The sequence below is a fragment of the Pseudomonas sp. JZ114 genome, assembly GCF_051027705.1.
Classification (GTDB): domain Bacteria; phylum Pseudomonadota; class Gammaproteobacteria; order Pseudomonadales; family Pseudomonadaceae; genus Chryseomonas; species Chryseomonas luteola.
In genome coordinates, this window is sequence record NZ_CP069256.1 from 3,369,247 (window position 1) to 3,384,928 (window position 15,682).

Below are 15,682 nucleotides of genomic sequence, written 5' to 3' on the forward strand. Positions count from 1 at the left end.
TTTCGCACCGGGGTGCTGAACGAGTTGAAATCAGCCTAAAACGTCTTCACGCATTAATCAAACATTTTTTCCATGTTTTATATTTTGGAATTTTATTTCCACAAGCGAAGCGAAAAAGTCCTTTTGGCTTGAAGGTAGAAAAATCAGGATCCTGAGCGTTATTCAGATAATCACAGGGGTCAGCCAAACCGTAACCAAATGTGGCAGAACCAGGGATATACCATTGAAATAAGATAACATTACAGATCGCACTATCTGCTGATGTGTCTCATGGAACGACCTTAAATGACCTCAACGTCCCACCGCCTCAAAAGCATCGACGCCCTGCGCGGGCTCGTGATTGTATTCATGCTGCTCGATCATGTTCGCGAAACGTTCTTCCTGCATCGGCAGGTCATCGACCCCATGGATGTCGCCTCGACCTCACCTGACCTGTTCTTCAGCCGGATTGCCAGTCACCTATGCGCACCGGTCTTCGTCTTCCTGACAGGCCTGGGTGCCTTTCTTTATGGCGCAAAGCACAATGATCGGGCTGCGGTTTCCAGCTTCCTGTTCAAGCGCGGGCTATTTCTGGTCATTCTGGAATTTACGCTGGTCAGCCTGGCTTGGTCGTTCCAGTTCCCACCCAAGGTGATCTATCTGCAAGTAATCTGGGCCATTGGCCTGAGCATGATCATGCTGTCGGCACTGGTCTGGTTGCCCCGCGCAGCGCTGATCGCCATCGGCCTCGTGCTGGTAGCCGGGCACAATCTGTTGGACGGGGTGCATTTTCCGGCAGGCTCGCCCTTCCATGTCCCATGGGCGATATTGCATGACCGCGGCTGGATCGAATTGGGCGAAAGCCTGCGGCTGCGGACGTCCTATCCGCTTCTGCCCTGGATTGGCGTGATTGCGCTGGGCTATGCCGTGGGTCCGTGGTTTACCCAGCTGAACCCGTCCGAGCGCCAGAAGCGTCTGTTAGGCTGGGGGATTGGCGCCCTGTTGCTCTTCCTGGTATTGCGGATGATCAATGGCTATGGTCAGGCGCAGCAGTGGGTCACCGGAGAAACACCCCTGCTGACGGTGATGAGCTTTCTGAACATCACCAAGTACCCCCCCTCCCTGCTATTCCTCTCGCTCACACTGGGCCTGGGCCTGTTATTACTCGTGCTGTTCGAGCGCAAGCCGGAAAGCCATCTGCTGCACTGGTTTACCGTGTTTGGCGCGGCACCGATGTTCTTCTACATCCTGCATCTGTACGTGTTGGGCGTGCTGTACCGGATTGCCGTTGCCCTGTTCGGCCTCAATCAGGGAACGTACTTCGGCTTTGATCATGTCTGGGCCTTGTGGATCAGCGCCATCGTGCTGGCCTTTGCGCTCTACTGGCCGGTTCGCTGGTTTGCCCACCTCAAGGCGCGCCGCCGCGATATCACCTGGTTGAAGTATTTCTAGAACGAAACGGGGCGCCTGATAGGCGCCCCGTTTAACAGGTAATCAACATGAGCAGCGCTTAGCGCTTGCGTTCCCACACTTCCAGCGCATATGCCGGACGGCCATCCTCGGACGGGTGCTCGTCACGCGATACCCGCTGCCACTGCTGCTCATCCCATTCGGGGAAATACACATCCCCTTCCGGCTCCAGTGCTACACGGGTGAGGTAGAAGCGATCCGCATCAGGCAGCGCCTCGATGAAGAGCTGCGCCCCGCCGATCAGCATAACCTCACTGGCACCCTGCTCCCTGGCCCAGGACTCGGCTCGCGTCACCGCATCATCCAGCGATGTAAAGGTTTCGGCACCTTCGAGCGTCAGATCGGTCTGACGGCTGACGACCAGATTCAAACGCCCTGGCAATGGACGACCCAGCGAATCCCAGGTCTTTCGACCCATGATCACCGGCTTGCCCAAGGTCACGGCCTTGAAGTATTTGAGTTCTGCCGGCAAGTGCCAGGGCAGACGATTTTCGTGGCCGATCACGCCATTGTCGGCGACCGCCACGATCAAGCTGAGAGGAAGTGTCTTGTTCATAGCCGCGCAGCATAGCAGAGCACAACCGCCTTGCCAGTGGCTTGCCAGTTAACACGCCGGATGCCGACCCGTTATTCTCCGCGCATCCCCAGGACGAGTTTGACGAGTGACCGAACCCACTACTGCCCCTTCCGATTCCACCCTTGATGCACTCTGGCTGACCGAAGCCGTCCGCCTGACCGAGGAAGAAGCCGGTCCGCTGGAAGACAGCGAGGCCAACCGCCGCGCGCGCGCCGCCGGCGGCAGCTTCATGCAGCGCCTGAACCTGCGCGCCCATCTGTTAGGCCAGCGTGACGGCCTGATCGAAGCCCGTCGCCACTGGCGTCAGGGTGCCACCCTCGCATTCTGGCTGCTCGCCTTTCTGGCTGTATTGTCCGGTGCCGGCCTCGGCTTTGGCGCTCTGGGCGATGGCATGCGCCCGGTCAATGTCTTCTGGGCCCTGGGCAGTCTGTTGGGCCTGCACCTGTTGACCCTGCTGTTATGGCTGATCGGCTTTTTCGGCGGTGGACGCAGCGCCAGTGTGTTGGGCCGCCTCTGGCTGTGGCTGGCCGGCAAGCTGGCCCGGGATGCTCGCGCAGCCCAGCTCGGCCCGGCACTGCTTATTCTCCTCGGTCGTCAACGGCTGGTGCGCTGGGGGCTGGGCACACTGGTGCATGGGCTCTGGCTGCTGGCCTTGAGTGCAGCGCTGGGCATCCTACTTGCCCTGCTGGCGACCCGCAGCTACAGCTTTATCTGGGAAACCACCATTCTGAGCAGCGATACCTTTGTCACCATGACTCACGCGCTGGGTGCGCTGCCTGCATTGCTGGGTTTTCCCATGCCGGATATCGAGACCATTCGTGCCAGTGGCAACGCGGCACAGGGGCTTGAGGCGGCACGTCATGCCTGGGCCGGTTGGCTGGTAGGCGTGCTGATTGTCTATGGTCTCATTCCCCGCGCGCTTCTCTTTGCCCTCTGCCTCTGGCAATGGCAACGCCGCCGCCAGCAACTGACGCTGGATATCGAGCAGCCCGGCTATGTGCTGCTACGTGAAAAGCTGATGCCTACCACCGAGCGTCTGGGCGTCAATGACGCTGCGCCTGAGCAGCTACCGGAGCCGTCTGCCGGTAACTTGGAAATTGCCGGTGAAAGTGCTGTGCTGGTCGCGATTGAGCTGGACGACACACAGGCCTGGCCACCCGCGCTGCCGGACACCGTGCGCAACGCCGGTGTACTGGACGACGGACAGCAGCGCCGCCGCTTGCTGGAGCAACTCACCCGTTATCCGCCCGTACGCCTGGTGATTGCCTGCGATCCCCGTCGTTCACCGGACCGGGGCACCCTGTCCCTGATCGGCGAACTGGCCCGCTGCGCAGGTACTACCCGCGTTTGGCTGCTACCCGCGCCTGCAGGCGCCCAACTGGATGCCGACCGCCTCGATGACTGGCGCCAGGGGCTGGATCGAATGGCACTTCCCCACGGAGAACGGTCTCCGTTGGAATGGTTGGAGACTGGATATGAATAAGTGGCGTTTGAGCGCGGTTGGAGTAAGCAAGGCGATGCTCAACAACGCCTGCTGCGCCTCAGGAGAACGTTCATGACCCAACCGCTCGTTCTGGCTGTTGTGGGCCATACCAATGTTGGCAAGACGTCCCTGCTGCGAACACTGACCCGCGACATCGGATTTGGCGAGGTCTCTCATCGCGCCAGTACCACGCGTCATGTAGAGGGTGTCCGGCTTTCCGTGGACGGCGAAGCCCTGATCGAACTCTACGATACGCCGGGTCTGGAAGATGCCATCGCTCTACGGGACTACCTTGACCAGCTCGAACGCCCCGGCGAGCGATTGGATGGCCCCGCTCGCGTGGAGCGTTTCCTCGATACCGCCGAGGCCCACAACCGCTTCGAGCAGGAGGCCAAGGTACTGCGCCAGCTGCGCAGCTCGGATGCCGGGCTCTATGTCGTCGATGCCCGCGAGCCGGTACTTGCCAAATACAAGGATGAACTGGCCGTGTTGGCCGGGTGCGGCAAGCCGCTGCTGCCCGTCTTGAACTTTGTGACAGCCGAGCAGCATCGCGAGGAAGAATGGCGCACCGCACTGGCACGCCTCGGGCTGCATGCCCTGGTGCGCTTCGACAGTGTTGCTCCGCCTGAGGACGGCGAGCGCCGCCTGTATGAAAGCCTGGCCTTACTCATCGAGCCGGCGCGTTCACGCCTGGAGCGCCTGATTGCCGATCACGAAGCCCAGGCAGTGGCACGTCAGCACAGCGCGGCACAGCTCATCGCCGAACTGCTGATCGATGCCGCCGCCTGCCGCTATGTAGTGCCGCCAGAGGACGATGCGGTAAAGGCCGCGACTCAACGCCTGCGGGACGATCTGCGTAAGCGTGAGCAGCGCTGCGTGGAGGACTTACTCAAGCTGTACGGCTTTCGCTCGGGCGATGCACGCGCCGCTGACCTTCCATTACTGGATGGCCGCTGGGGCGATGATTTATTCAACCCCGAAACCCTGCGCATTCTGGGTATCCGTCTGACCGGGGGTGTTGCTGCCGGTGCTGCGGCAGGGGCCGGTATCGACCTATTGGCGGGTGGCTTGATGCTGGGTGCTGCAACAGCGTTGGGCGCCCTGGCAGGCGGGCTGCTGCAAACCGGCGGTCATTATGGTCAACGCCTGCTTGGCAAGCTACGCGGCCAGCGTGAGCTGACCGTGGACGATGCCGTGCTGCGCCTGCTCGCCCTACGCCAGCGTCAACTGGTCAAGGCACTCGATGCCCGCGGTCACGCAGCCATGAAGGCCATCGAAGTGGAAACACCTGAGGATCAGCGCTGGCGTGAGGGCAAGCTTCCTGCCGCCCTGAATCACGCCCGCGCCCATCCGGAGTGGTCTTCGCTCAACGCTTCTCACAAGCTACGAGACGCCAACCGCCGCGAGCAGATCAAAGACCTGGCCGAGCAATTGGCGCAGCAGCCTGACTAATCATCAGGCGCTGACCGGGCCTTCTTCATACAGCCGCTTCACAGCCTGCTCGTCGGCCTTTAGAAGCCCCGGCAAGGTATCGCGCAGGAAGTCCACCAGCGTCCGGATCTTTGCATCCAGGTACTGGCGAGAGGGATACAACGCATAGACGTTAAGCGGGTACAGGCTGTGGTGTGGCAGGACCTGCTGCAGCGTCCCGTCCTTGAGCCCCTTGACGGCGGCATAGATCGGCAGCGCCCCGATGCCCATGCCAGAAGCAATGGCCTCCATCAAGGCATCCGCCGTGTTGACCTGAAACAGGGTCTGGTCAATTGTTACCAGCTCCTCGCCTTTTGGGCCTTGGAACAACCATTTATCCAGTGACATAGCCTTGTTCACCAAGCGCAGACAACGGTGTTGACGCAAGGCAGCCGTCGTCTGGGGGGTGCCGTATTTTTCCAGGTAAGCCGGCGATGCGCACAGAATGCTATGAGTACTGCCCAGTCGCTTGGAAAAGTAACCTGAATCCTTGAGCTGGGAGGCCAGGATTACAGAGACGTCGTAGCCGTCCTCCAGGATATCGGTAAACGTGTTGGTCAGCCGCAGGTCGAAGTTCACCTCAGGGTATTGCTCGCAGTAACGGGCAATCGTCTTGATCAGGTAATGCTGGCCCAAGCCGGTCATGGTATGAACCTTGAGTTTGCCCACCGGATGCGCATGGGCATGGCTGGCTTCGGCTTCCGCCTCCTGAATGTAGGCAAAGATCTGTTGGCAACGCTGTAGGTAACGTTCCCCCGCCTCGGTCAGCGCGATCCGACGGGTAGTGCGGTGAAGTAAACGGGTTTGAAGGTGTGTTTCCAGATTGGTGACCGCCTTGGAAACGTAGGCGGTGGTAAGCTCAAGGCGTTGGGCCGCCGCAGTAAAGCTGCCGGCTTCCACAACACACATGAAAGCACGCATGTTAAAGAGATTGTCCATCGTACTCCTCTCAGAGCGGCAAATTCTGGCACAACTCCCTACCCTTTTATTACTCGCTTTACAGTTAATAATCCTTCACGATTTTCCTGCTTATTCCCGCCACCCTGCTCTACATAGAATGGATAGCGCTCGTCTGAGCTAGTGACTGTTTGAGTAGGCCACCGTGCTGCAACTGTTTCGGAAAACGCTTCCGCTTCCCGCTCCGCCTTATCTGATCGTAACGCCCCTGTCAGCCAGTCTGTTCAGGCCGCTGTCTCGTCTGTTCAAGAAGATCTTGCCGCCGCTTCACGGTCAGTGCGCTATCGCCCTGCGCTGACTGCAACGCTGTTCTTCACCCTGACCGATTCACTCCGTGCGCCCTTTGAGCGTCGAGGTTACCGTTGCGCGCTATTTCTCTTGCCAGTCGATTACCGAGCCGCTCGGCCTGGCACCGTGCCCTGCTGGAATGGGCCCGTACCGATGGCATTACCTGGGCCTTCATTTTCAAGGCGCTGCTGACAGCACTGATTGCACTCTGGCTGGCCTACCGGTTGCAGCTACCCCAACCCAGTACGGTACTGGTCACCGTCTTTATCGTCATGCAGCCCCAAAGCGGACAGGTGCTGGCCAAGAGTTTCTATCGCATCATCGGAACGCTGGTCGGCCTGAGCGTAATGGTGCTGTTCATTGCCCTCTTCGCCCAGGAACGGATCCTGCTGCTCGGCTCGCTGGCCATGTGGGTAGGCCTATGTACGGCGGGCGCTGCACGTTATCGCGACTTTCGCGGTTATGCCTTTCTACTGGCCGGGTACACCGCCAGCCTGATCGGCTTGCCAGCCACGAGCCATCCGGAAAATGCCTTTATGCAGGCCCTGTGGCGTGTACTGGAGATTGGCCTGGGCATCTGCTGCACCGGTGCAGTCAGCGCTATCGTCCTGCCGCAGACGACCCGCACCGTGCTACGTAATACGCTTTCCCTGCGTTTTCGTGATTTTGCCCGCATGGCTCATGAGGGTCTGAGCGGCGCATTGACGCGCGAACAGTTCGAAACCCTGGCGGCACGCTTTGCGGCCGAGTCCGTAGGCTTTGAAAGCCTGCGCAGCGCCAGTGCGTTCGAAGACCCACACCTGCGTCAGCGCAGCGGTCGGCTGGCCAACCTGGGCAGCCAGTTCATGCAGCTCAACACCCGCTTCCATGCCTTGAACCAACTGCTGACCCGGATCCGCCAGCGCCCGCTCCTGCTGGACGCCTTCTCGCCTTGCCTTTCGGAGATCACCACATTGCTTGCACCGTTCGGGGAGCGGCTGACCACCGAGACTGACGCGGCCCGTCTGGCAGAAAAGCTCGCGCTGCACCGTGAGCCACTGATGCAGTCTATTCGCGAGGGCCGAACGCAGCTTCAGGATCAACAAGTTGGAGACGGCGACCTGCTGGACTTCAACACGGCCGCCGAACTGCTCTACCGCTTTGCCGAAGACCTCTACAGCTACTGCCTGGCCTATGCCACCCTGAACGGTCCCAAGCCACCCAAGACGCCGCCCCCGGAAAGCTTCACCCCCGTGGCCAACCCCATGGCAGCGGCCATTTCCGGTATACGCAGCGCCCTCGTGGTTCTCGTGCTGGGGCTGTTCTGGATCGAAACGTCCTGGCCCAGCGGTGATACCTGTGCGCTGGCAGCCGTCCTGATCTCGGCGCTTTCATCTACCTCGCCCAACCCACGCCGTTACTGCCTGCAATTGGCCGTCGGGACATTGGCCGGCTCGTTGGCCGGCTTTTTTCTGGTGTTCTGGGTGCTGCCCCAACTGGATGGCTTTCCCCTGTTGTTCTACGCGCTGTCGCCGGTGTTTGCCATTGGCGCATTTTTCATCACCCGTCCCCAGTGGGCGGGTTACGGCACAGGGCTGATGGTGTGGTTCTGCTCGGCGGCCTTGCCGGCCAACGTCACGCTGTATGACGCCAATATCTTCTTCAACCAGTACCTGTCCTATCTGCTCGCCGCCTTTATTGCCGCGGTCGCCGCTGCGGTGCTCATGCCGCCCAATCGCCCATGGCTATGGGGACGTCTCGAGCAGGATTTACGCATGCGGGTCGTCTATGCCATCAGCGGCAAGCTCAAGGGGTTGGCATCAGGCTTCGATAGCAGTACCCGCGACCTGCTCAACCAGGCCTATGTACTTTCCACCGGTCATACCGCCGTGCAGCGCCAGCTTCTGCGCTGGATGTTCCTGTCATTGGAAATTGGTCATGCCATCATCGAGTTGCGCTACGAACAGGAAAACCTGCCCCTGCACCCCTGCTATCAGGAATCGCGCCCCTGGCGACAGGCTATCCGCATCATGGGACGCGCCCTGATCCGCCTGTTCGTGCAACCCAGCCCCAAGCATATGGAGCGGGCCTTGTCGGCAGTAGACCATGCCATCGAGACGGCTCAGGCCGCCCAGATCCATCAGGAGCCCAACTCGGGGCAGTTCGAACGTTCGCCGCTACGCCGTGTGTGCAGTTACCTGCACTTCATCCGAACCTCGCTGCTGGACCCTAACTCGCCATTGAGCAAGCACAATAGAGGCTTCATGCAGACACGCTCTACCAGACTGGATGAACTATAGGTGTGCTATACGGCAGCGCTACGTAACCGCGTTGCCCAGATAGCAGTCGCTACAATCAGAAAACCACCGATCCAGCCTTGAACCGACAGGCTTTCCTGCAGCCACAAAACCGCGAACAGGGCACCAAACACCGGTTCGGTTCCCATCAGAAGTGAAATACGGGTTGGGCTGGAATAGCGGATGGCCTGGATCTGGACCACAAAGGCAAACAGGGTGCAAAAGACAACCAGGTATCCCGTGGCTAGCCAGAATGTGTACGTGACTGGCAAGGCAGGTAATCCCGCCGGCAGCAGGCAGGCCATTACAAGGCAGCCCAAGCCAGCCACCGCAGCCTGCACAGCAGTAAGCGCAAGGGCAGGAATAGCCTGTGTGCTGAAGTAGCGCTTCGTCACGCACATCATGAGCGCGCGAAGAGCAGCTGCTGCCACCATGAGTGCATCACCCAGATTGAACTGTAGCTCGCCTGCGCCCTCTCCCGTCAGCAGCAGAATACCCAGCAGAGAGACGGCCGCAGCTAAAAAGGCTCCTCGCGCAGGGCGCTGACCTAAAAGCACCCACTCCAATAGTGGTGTAAAAATCACAAACAAGCTGATTAGGAATGCTGCCTTGCTCGCTGTAGTCTGTGCCACTCCAAAGGTCTCGCACAAAAAGATCGCTAGCAACATCAGGCCCAGCGGTAGCCCTGGCCGGATTGCTTTTCGCCCCTCGCCCCGTAATTGAGGCAATAGCAGCAGCGCCGTCAGGCAAAACCGGATAGCCAGAAAACCAAGCACGGGATAAAGCAGTAAGGCTGTTTTGGCAACGCTGTAACTGGAACCCCAGACCACTGCCACCAATAAAAGACTAATGTCGGCTAGCCAGGCGGGGCGCTGGGCAAGATGCCAACCATGCGACAACATGAGAAGCATGCTCCAGGAGATAAGGCCGCTTAGTATGACGGCATGACCGAAATGACATAAGCCAGCGAGCCTGCACAGGAATTGTTCCCTGGACGCACGAATCGTCAGCGCTGACGATTACTGGGAACAAGATCAACCTGCCTGGACGCTGCGCATGAGCACAGCATCCAGGCAAAGCATCAAACAGCGACGGGTGCCTTGATGTGGGGGTGGGATTCGTAGCCGACCAGCTCGAAGTCATCGAACGTGAACTCGAACAGGTCTTTGACCGCTGGGTTGAGCTTCATGGTAGGCAGGGGCAGCGGCTCGCGGGTCAGTTGCAGGTCCGTCTGCTCCAGATGGTTGGCGTACAGGTGGCTGTCACCGCCCGTCCAGATAAACTCGCCCGGCTCGTAACCCGTGACCTGTGCCACCATCATGGTCAGCAGCGCGTAGCTGGCAATATTGAAAGGCACACCCAGGAAAATGTCCGCCGAGCGCTGGTAGAGCTGGCAGGAGAGCTTGCCATCTGCCACATAGAACTGGAACAGCGCATGGCACGGCGGCAGGGCCATCTCATCCACCAGGGCAGGGTTCCAGGCGGAGACGATCAACCGGCGCGAGTCGGGATTCTTCTTGATCATCTCGATAACGTTGGCGATCTGGTCGATATGACGGCCATCCGGCGCGGGCCAGCTCCGCCATTGATAACCGTAGACCGGGCCAAGGTCACCGTTCTCATCGGCCCACTCATCCCAGATGGAAACGCCGTTTTCCTTGAGGTAGGCGATATTGGTCGAGCCTTTGAGAAACCACAGCAGCTCATGAATGATGGAACGCAGGTGCAGCTTCTTGGTGGTGACCATGGGAAAACCATCGGCCAGGTTGAAGCGCATCTGATAGCCGAACACGCTGTAGGTGCCGGTGCCGGTGCGGTCGCTTTTGAAGGTGCCGTGCTCACGCACGTGTCGCATCAGGTCTAGGTACTGTTTCATGCTGGGCTCGGTGCGGCGCCCCGAAGGGCGCAGGAGAAAAGTCAGCGCCTATGATAACGAAGCTGGCTGTTTGGATCACGTGCCCGGTCGTCGCGTGTCGGCCTGATACCTTTAAAGACCTTCAACGCACTCTCTCGCAAAATGAGAGGAACAAACGCCCGCCTGAAAGCTCACACCTCCTAGTACTGTTCCGTCGCATGCGAATCAGCTGTCGAGAAGTAGCTTAACGCCAGCCTATCGGCCGGATCGCCAGCCCAGGCCCTGCGCCTGGATAACCCGCATGCCCGGTCAGCCGAGCTGCTGTCCTTGCCTATCGCCTGCACCATGACGAGCCGCGAGACGGCATCCCGGCCATTCGCTTCCACGCTCCAATCGAGGAATCCGCAATGTGCTCTGCCAACACCACTTTTTCCAACGACCCCAACATCGAGCGTGACCAGCTGTGCGTGAACACCATACGCACCCTTTCCATGGACGCCGTGCAGAAGGCCAACTCAGGCCACCCAGGCACGCCCATGGCCCTGGCACCTGTGGCGTATACCTTGTGGAGCAAGTACCTGCGCTACCACCCTGAGCATCCGGACTGGCCCAACCGCGACCGCTTTGTGCTGTCTGTAGGTCATGCGTCAATGCTGTTGTATTCGCTGCTGCATCTGGCCGGTGTGACCGAGATCGACGAGCATGGCCAGCCCTCCGGCAACCCGGCCGTCAGCCTGGATGACATCAAGCAGTTCCGTCAGATGGATTCGAAGACGCCCGGCCACCCTGAATACCGCATGACTACCGGCGTGGAAACCACTACCGGCCCGCTGGGCCAGGGGTGTGCTAACAGCGTTGGCATGGCGATGGCCCAACGCTGGCTCGGACAGCGCTTCAACCGTGACGGCGCTACCCTCTTCGATTACAACGTTTACGTGCTGTGTGGCGATGGCGACATGATGGAAGGTGTCAGTGGTGAAGCGGCTTCGGTAGCCGGGCACCTGAAGCTGTCCAACCTGTGCTGGATTTACGACAACAACACCATAAGCATCGAGGGCCACACGGACCTGACATTCAGCGAAGACGTTGGCGCACGTTTCAAGGGTTATGGTTGGAACGTGGTCCATGTCAAGGACGCCAACGACGCCCTGACCTTTGGCCAGGCCATCGAGTTTTTCCAGGCCCATGACGATGCACCAACCCTGATCATCGTCGACAGCATCATTGGTTATGGTGCACCCAACAAGCACAACACCGCCGCCGCCCATGGCGAACCACTGGGCGCTGATGAAATCCGCCTCGCCAAGAAATCCTATGACTGGCCTGAAGACGCTGACTTCCTGGTGCCGGACGATGCACGAACCTGGCTGCGCGACCAGATGGTTGAGCGCGGGCAAAGCCAATACGAGCAATGGCAGGCAGCGCTGAAAACGCTTGAGCAGCAGGAGCCTACCCTTGTAGACGAGCTCAACCGCATGCGCGCCGGTCAGATGCCTGAAGGCTGGATGGATGCACTTCCAGAGTTCGAAGCCAACGCCAAGGGCGTGGCAACTCGTGAATCCGGTGGCAAGGCACTCAACGCCTTCGCCAGCAAGATCCCGTGGCTGATCGGCGGTTCGGCGGACCTGGCGCCCTCTACCAAGACCAAGCTGACCTTTGACGGCGCTGGAAGCTTCTCAGCGCAGACACCCGCCGGTCGCAACCTCCACTATGGCGTACGTGAACACGCGATGGGCGCTATCGCCAACGGCCTTGCCCTCTGTTACCTGCGCTCCTTTACGGCGACGTTCCTGGTGTTCAGCGACTACATGAAGCCGCCGATTCGCCTGGCCTCGATCATGGAGCTGCCTGTGGTGTTCGTCTTTACCCACGACTCCATTGGTGTTGGCGAAGATGGGCCTACGCACCAGCCCATCGAGCAGCTGGCTCAGCTCCGGGCAACTCCTGGTCTTCTGACCCTGCGTCCCGGTGATGCCAACGAAGCCGTCCAGGCTTGGAAGGTTGCGCTCGAGCAGACCAACCGCCCCTCCTGCATCGTCCTCTCCCGCCAGCCCATGCCGACGCTTGACCGCACCCGCTACGCCTCGGCGGAAGGTACGGCGCGTGGTGCGTATGTCGTGGCGGATGCCGAAAACGGCAAGCCGGATGTCATTATCATGGGTACCGGCAGTGAGGTCGGCCTGTGTGTCGAGGCTTATGAGCAGCTCAAAGCAAACGGTATAGCGGCGCGTGTCGTCTCCATGCCGTGTTGGGAACTGTTCGAGCAGCAGGACGAAGCCTACAAAGAAAGCGTGCTGCCTGATGACGTAACCGGTCGGGTTGCCGTCGAGCAGGCTGGCCCGATGGGGTGGGAGCGTTACGTAGGCCGCAAGGGCGCCATGGTCGTCATGAACAGCTTTGGTGCCTCTGCACCAATCGGCAAGCTGCAGGCGAAATACGGCTTTACGGTTGAAAACGTTGTCAAACTGGCCACTGAACAGGCGAACGCCGGGAGGTCATGATGAGCAGCCTCTTGCGAGAGTTGGGTATGGCCGGTCAGGCCGTCTGGCTGGATTTCGTCAGTCGGGAATTTTTGCGCAAGGGTGAGCTGCAGACGCTCATTGAGCGGGATGGCCTGACCGGCGTTACCTCCAACCCATCCATCTTCGAAAAGGCCATGGGACACGGTACGGATTACGATGAATCGCTAGAGCGCTTCCTCAACCGTGCCGATGCCTCACCGGTCGATGTATATGAATATCTGGCGGTTGAAGACATTCAACAGGCCGCCGACATCCTGCGGCCTGTCTATGACCGTTTAAACGGCAAGGACGGCTACGTCAGCCTGGAGGTATCGCCTTATCTGGCCATGGATACCGAGTCCACCCTGATAGAGGCACGTCGACTCTGGAAAGCTGTCGATCGACCGAACCTGATGGTCAAGGTGCCTGGTACCGAAGCGGGCGCAGCAGCCATCCAGCAACTGATTGCCGAAGGGATTAGCGTCAACGTGACACTGCTGTTTTCCCGGGAATCCTATCGCGCTGTTGCCGAGGCCTACATGGCTGGGCTGGAGACGCGTATTCAGGCTGGAGAAGACATCAGCCGCATAGCCAGTGTTGCCAGCTTTTTCATCAGCCGGATCGATTCGGAAATCGAGAAAAAGATCGATGAACAGCTGAAAGCCGGGAATGACGACGCAACGCTCAAGTCCCTCAAGGGTCGGGTTGCCATTGCCAACGCCAAACTGGCCTATGCTGATTATCAGGCCATGATAGCCAGCGAACGTTGGCAAGCCCTGGCCGCCAAGGACGCTCAACCTCAGCGACTGCTATGGGCCTCTACCGGCACCAAGAATCCCGACCATCCCGATACGCTGTATGTCGATGAGCTGATCGGACCGGACACCGTCAATACCATGCCGCCCAAGACCATGGATGCGTTTCGTGATCATGGCACGGTGAAGGAAACCCTCACTACAGGGTTGGATGAAGCCCGCGCCACACTCGAAGCCACCGAGCGGTTCGGGCTGGATCTGCCGGGCATAACGACAGACCTGGTAAAGGCAGGCGCCAAACTTTTCTCCGATGCAGCTGACGATCTGCTCGGTGCTGTGGGTGCCAAGCGCGTCAAACTGCTGGCCGGTAAACTCAACCAGGCTAAGTTCAGCCTGCCAGAAGACCTGTCCCAAGCCGTCGAGCAGCAGCTTGAGCAGGCCCGCCGCGAAGGCTGGTCACGTCGGCTATGGCACATGGATGCTTCCCTCTGGACCGGTCAGGACGAAGCGAAATGGGGTGGCTGGTTGAAAGCCGCTACTGAGCCACATATCAACACCTCTGCTCTGGTCATACTGGAGCAATCGCTCAAAGCCGAAGGCTATACCACTGCCGTTCTACTGGGCATGGGTGGCTCCAGCCTTGGGCCGGAAGTGCTGGCGAAAACCTTGGGCAACACACCTGAAGGCCTGCGCCTGCTGGTGTTGGACTCTACCGATCCGGCTCAAATTGCCGCCACGGAGCAGTCTATTGACTATGCCTGCACGGTGTTTCTGGTATCGAGCAAATCCGGCTCGACCCTGGAACCTGAAATTCTCAACGCCTACTTTTTCGACGCTGCCTGCAAAGCGCTCGGTGAGGATCAGGCCAGCCATCATTTCATTGCTATTACCGATCCCGGCTCCAAGCTCGAGGTCAGCGCCAAGGCGCAGGGCTATCGCACCCTCTTCTATGGCGACCCGACCATCGGCGGGCGTTACTCGGTGCTCTCGGCCTTTGGGCTCGTACCGCTGAGCCTGCTTGGACACGATGTAGACAGCCTGTTCGAGATTACCCGCCCAATGGTGCTGGCGTGCGATCCCAGTGCACCGCCTGCGATCAATCCGGGCGTTTATCTGGGTGTGGTCATGGGTGAGGCCGTCAAGGCCGGGCGAGACAAGCTGACCCTGTTCGCCTCGCCCCAGATCGCCAGTATCGGTGCCTGGCTTGAGCAACTGCTGGCGGAGTCCACAGGCAAACAAGGCAAAGGCATCATTCCGGTCGACCTGGAGCCCCCGGCTGCCCCCACCCATTACGGTGATGATCGCTTGTTCGTCTATCTGCGTGCAGATAACGACGGCAGCGAACTGGATGCCCAGGTCGAGGCATTGGAAAAGGCCGGCCAGCCCGTAATCCGCATAAGCCTGATGCGGCCTGACCTTATCGGTCAGGAATTTTTCCGCTGGGAAGTGGCTACCGCCATTGCAGGCGCCGTGATAGGCATCAATCCTTTCGATCAGCCTGACGTCGAGGCCAGCAAGGTCAAAACGCGCGCGTTAACCGATGAGTATGAAAAAACCGGACAGCTTTCCAGCGGAAATCCCTTCTTCACCGATGGCGAGCTGGCGTTCTACAGCGATTCCCCCCTGAGCGGCGATTCGGCCGAGCAGGTACTTCGGGAGCATTTTGCTCGCCTCAATCCGGGCGATTACGCTGCCGTGCTTGCCTATATCGAGCGTAACGGCGCCCACGAAACCCTGATGACGCGGCTGCGGACCCTGTTACGGGATCGTTACCGTGTCGCCACCGTTGGCGGCTTCGGCCCCCGTTTTCTACACTCCACAGGCCAAGCCTACAAAGGAGGGCCAAATAGCGGGGTTTTCCTGCAGATTACCGCCGAACCCCAGCAGGATCTGGCCATTCCCGGACGCAAGGTAAGCTTCGGCATCGTCGAAGCCGCTCAGGCACAAGGGGACCTTTCCGTGCTCGCCGAGCGAGATCGTCGACATTTACGTATTCACATTCAGCACGGCAATAGCGAAGCAGGGCTGCAACGTATCGTACAATTAGTCGAGGCGGCTATCGCCTGACGTA

Annotated in this window: 11 protein-coding genes; 7 read left to right on the plus strand and 4 right to left on the minus strand. The window is 59.5% G+C overall.

The annotated features are described in order from the left end of the window. The first annotated feature begins 285 nt into the window (after positions 1–285). Positions 286–1,431 (plus strand): DUF1624 domain-containing protein, encoded by a 1,146-nt coding sequence (locus JQR90_RS15965; protein ID WP_010795644.1) that lies wholly within the window; start codon positions 286–288, stop codon positions 1,429–1,431. Positions 1,432–1,489: 58 nt separating this feature from the next. Here JQR90_RS15965 and JQR90_RS15970 read toward each other — a convergent pair whose 3' ends face one another. Beyond that, positions 1,490–2,005, minus strand: a complete 516-nt coding sequence (locus tag JQR90_RS15970) for a dihydrofolate reductase (protein WP_010795645.1) — start codon at positions 2,003–2,005, stop codon at positions 1,490–1,492. Positions 2,006–2,111: 106 nt separating this feature from the next. Here JQR90_RS15970 and JQR90_RS15975 point away from each other — a divergent pair, with 106 nt between their 5' ends. Then, positions 2,112–3,509: a DUF2868 domain-containing protein gene (locus JQR90_RS15975; protein ID WP_010795646.1), complete on the plus strand. Its 1,398-nt coding sequence runs from the start codon at positions 2,112–2,114 to the stop codon at positions 3,507–3,509. A 72-nt stretch (positions 3,510–3,581) separates the two neighbouring features. Continuing rightward, the gene (locus JQR90_RS15980; protein WP_010795647.1) at positions 3,582–4,961 is read left to right on the plus strand and encodes a DUF3482 domain-containing protein; all 1,380 of its coding nucleotides are present in this window, start codon (positions 3,582–3,584) and stop codon (positions 4,959–4,961) included. Between the two features lie 3 nt (positions 4,962–4,964). On the opposite strand, the gene JQR90_RS15985 is transcribed toward JQR90_RS15980, so the two are convergent. Continuing rightward, entirely contained in the window at positions 4,965–5,918 is a 954-nt protein-coding gene (locus tag JQR90_RS15985; RefSeq protein ID WP_010795648.1) for a LysR family transcriptional regulator, read from the minus strand. A 163-nt stretch (positions 5,919–6,081) separates the two neighbouring features. Here JQR90_RS15985 and JQR90_RS15990 point away from each other — a divergent pair, with 163 nt between their 5' ends. Together JQR90_RS15990 and JQR90_RS15995 are read left to right on the plus strand one after the other, a co-directional pair. After that, a complete protein-coding gene (locus tag JQR90_RS15990) occupies positions 6,082–6,234 on the plus strand; it encodes a hypothetical protein (protein ID WP_156913089.1) in 153 nt (50 codons plus the stop codon). A 64-nt stretch (positions 6,235–6,298) separates the two neighbouring features. Continuing rightward, on the plus strand, positions 6,299–8,503 hold the full coding sequence (locus JQR90_RS15995; protein ID WP_434140114.1) for an FUSC family protein: 2,205 nt from the start codon (positions 6,299–6,301) through the stop codon (positions 8,501–8,503). 5 nt (positions 8,504–8,508) lie between these two features. On the opposite strand, the gene JQR90_RS16000 is transcribed toward JQR90_RS15995, so the two are convergent. Together JQR90_RS16000 and JQR90_RS16005 are read right to left on the minus strand one after the other, a co-directional pair. After that, on the minus strand, positions 8,509–9,402 hold the full coding sequence (locus JQR90_RS16000; RefSeq protein ID WP_010795650.1) for a DMT family transporter: 894 nt from the start codon (positions 9,400–9,402) through the stop codon (positions 8,509–8,511). A gap of 179 nt (positions 9,403–9,581) precedes the next feature. Beyond that, positions 9,582–10,376 carry a thymidylate synthase gene (locus tag JQR90_RS16005; RefSeq protein WP_010795651.1) on the minus strand — a complete coding sequence of 265 codons (795 nt, stop codon included), beginning with the start codon at positions 10,374–10,376 and terminating at the stop codon, positions 9,582–9,584. Between the two features lie 386 nt (positions 10,377–10,762). Between JQR90_RS16005 and tkt the strand changes: the two genes are divergently transcribed. Next, entirely contained in the window at positions 10,763–12,856 is a 2,094-nt protein-coding gene (tkt, locus tag JQR90_RS16010; RefSeq protein WP_010795652.1) for a transketolase, read from the plus strand. Continuing rightward, positions 12,856–15,678 carry a bifunctional transaldolase/phosoglucose isomerase gene (locus JQR90_RS16015; protein ID WP_010795653.1) on the plus strand — a complete coding sequence of 941 codons (2,823 nt, stop codon included), beginning with the start codon at positions 12,856–12,858 and terminating at the stop codon, positions 15,676–15,678. The genes tkt and JQR90_RS16015 overlap by 1 nt, the downstream gene beginning before the upstream one ends. The last annotated feature ends 4 nt before the right edge of the window (positions 15,679–15,682 follow it).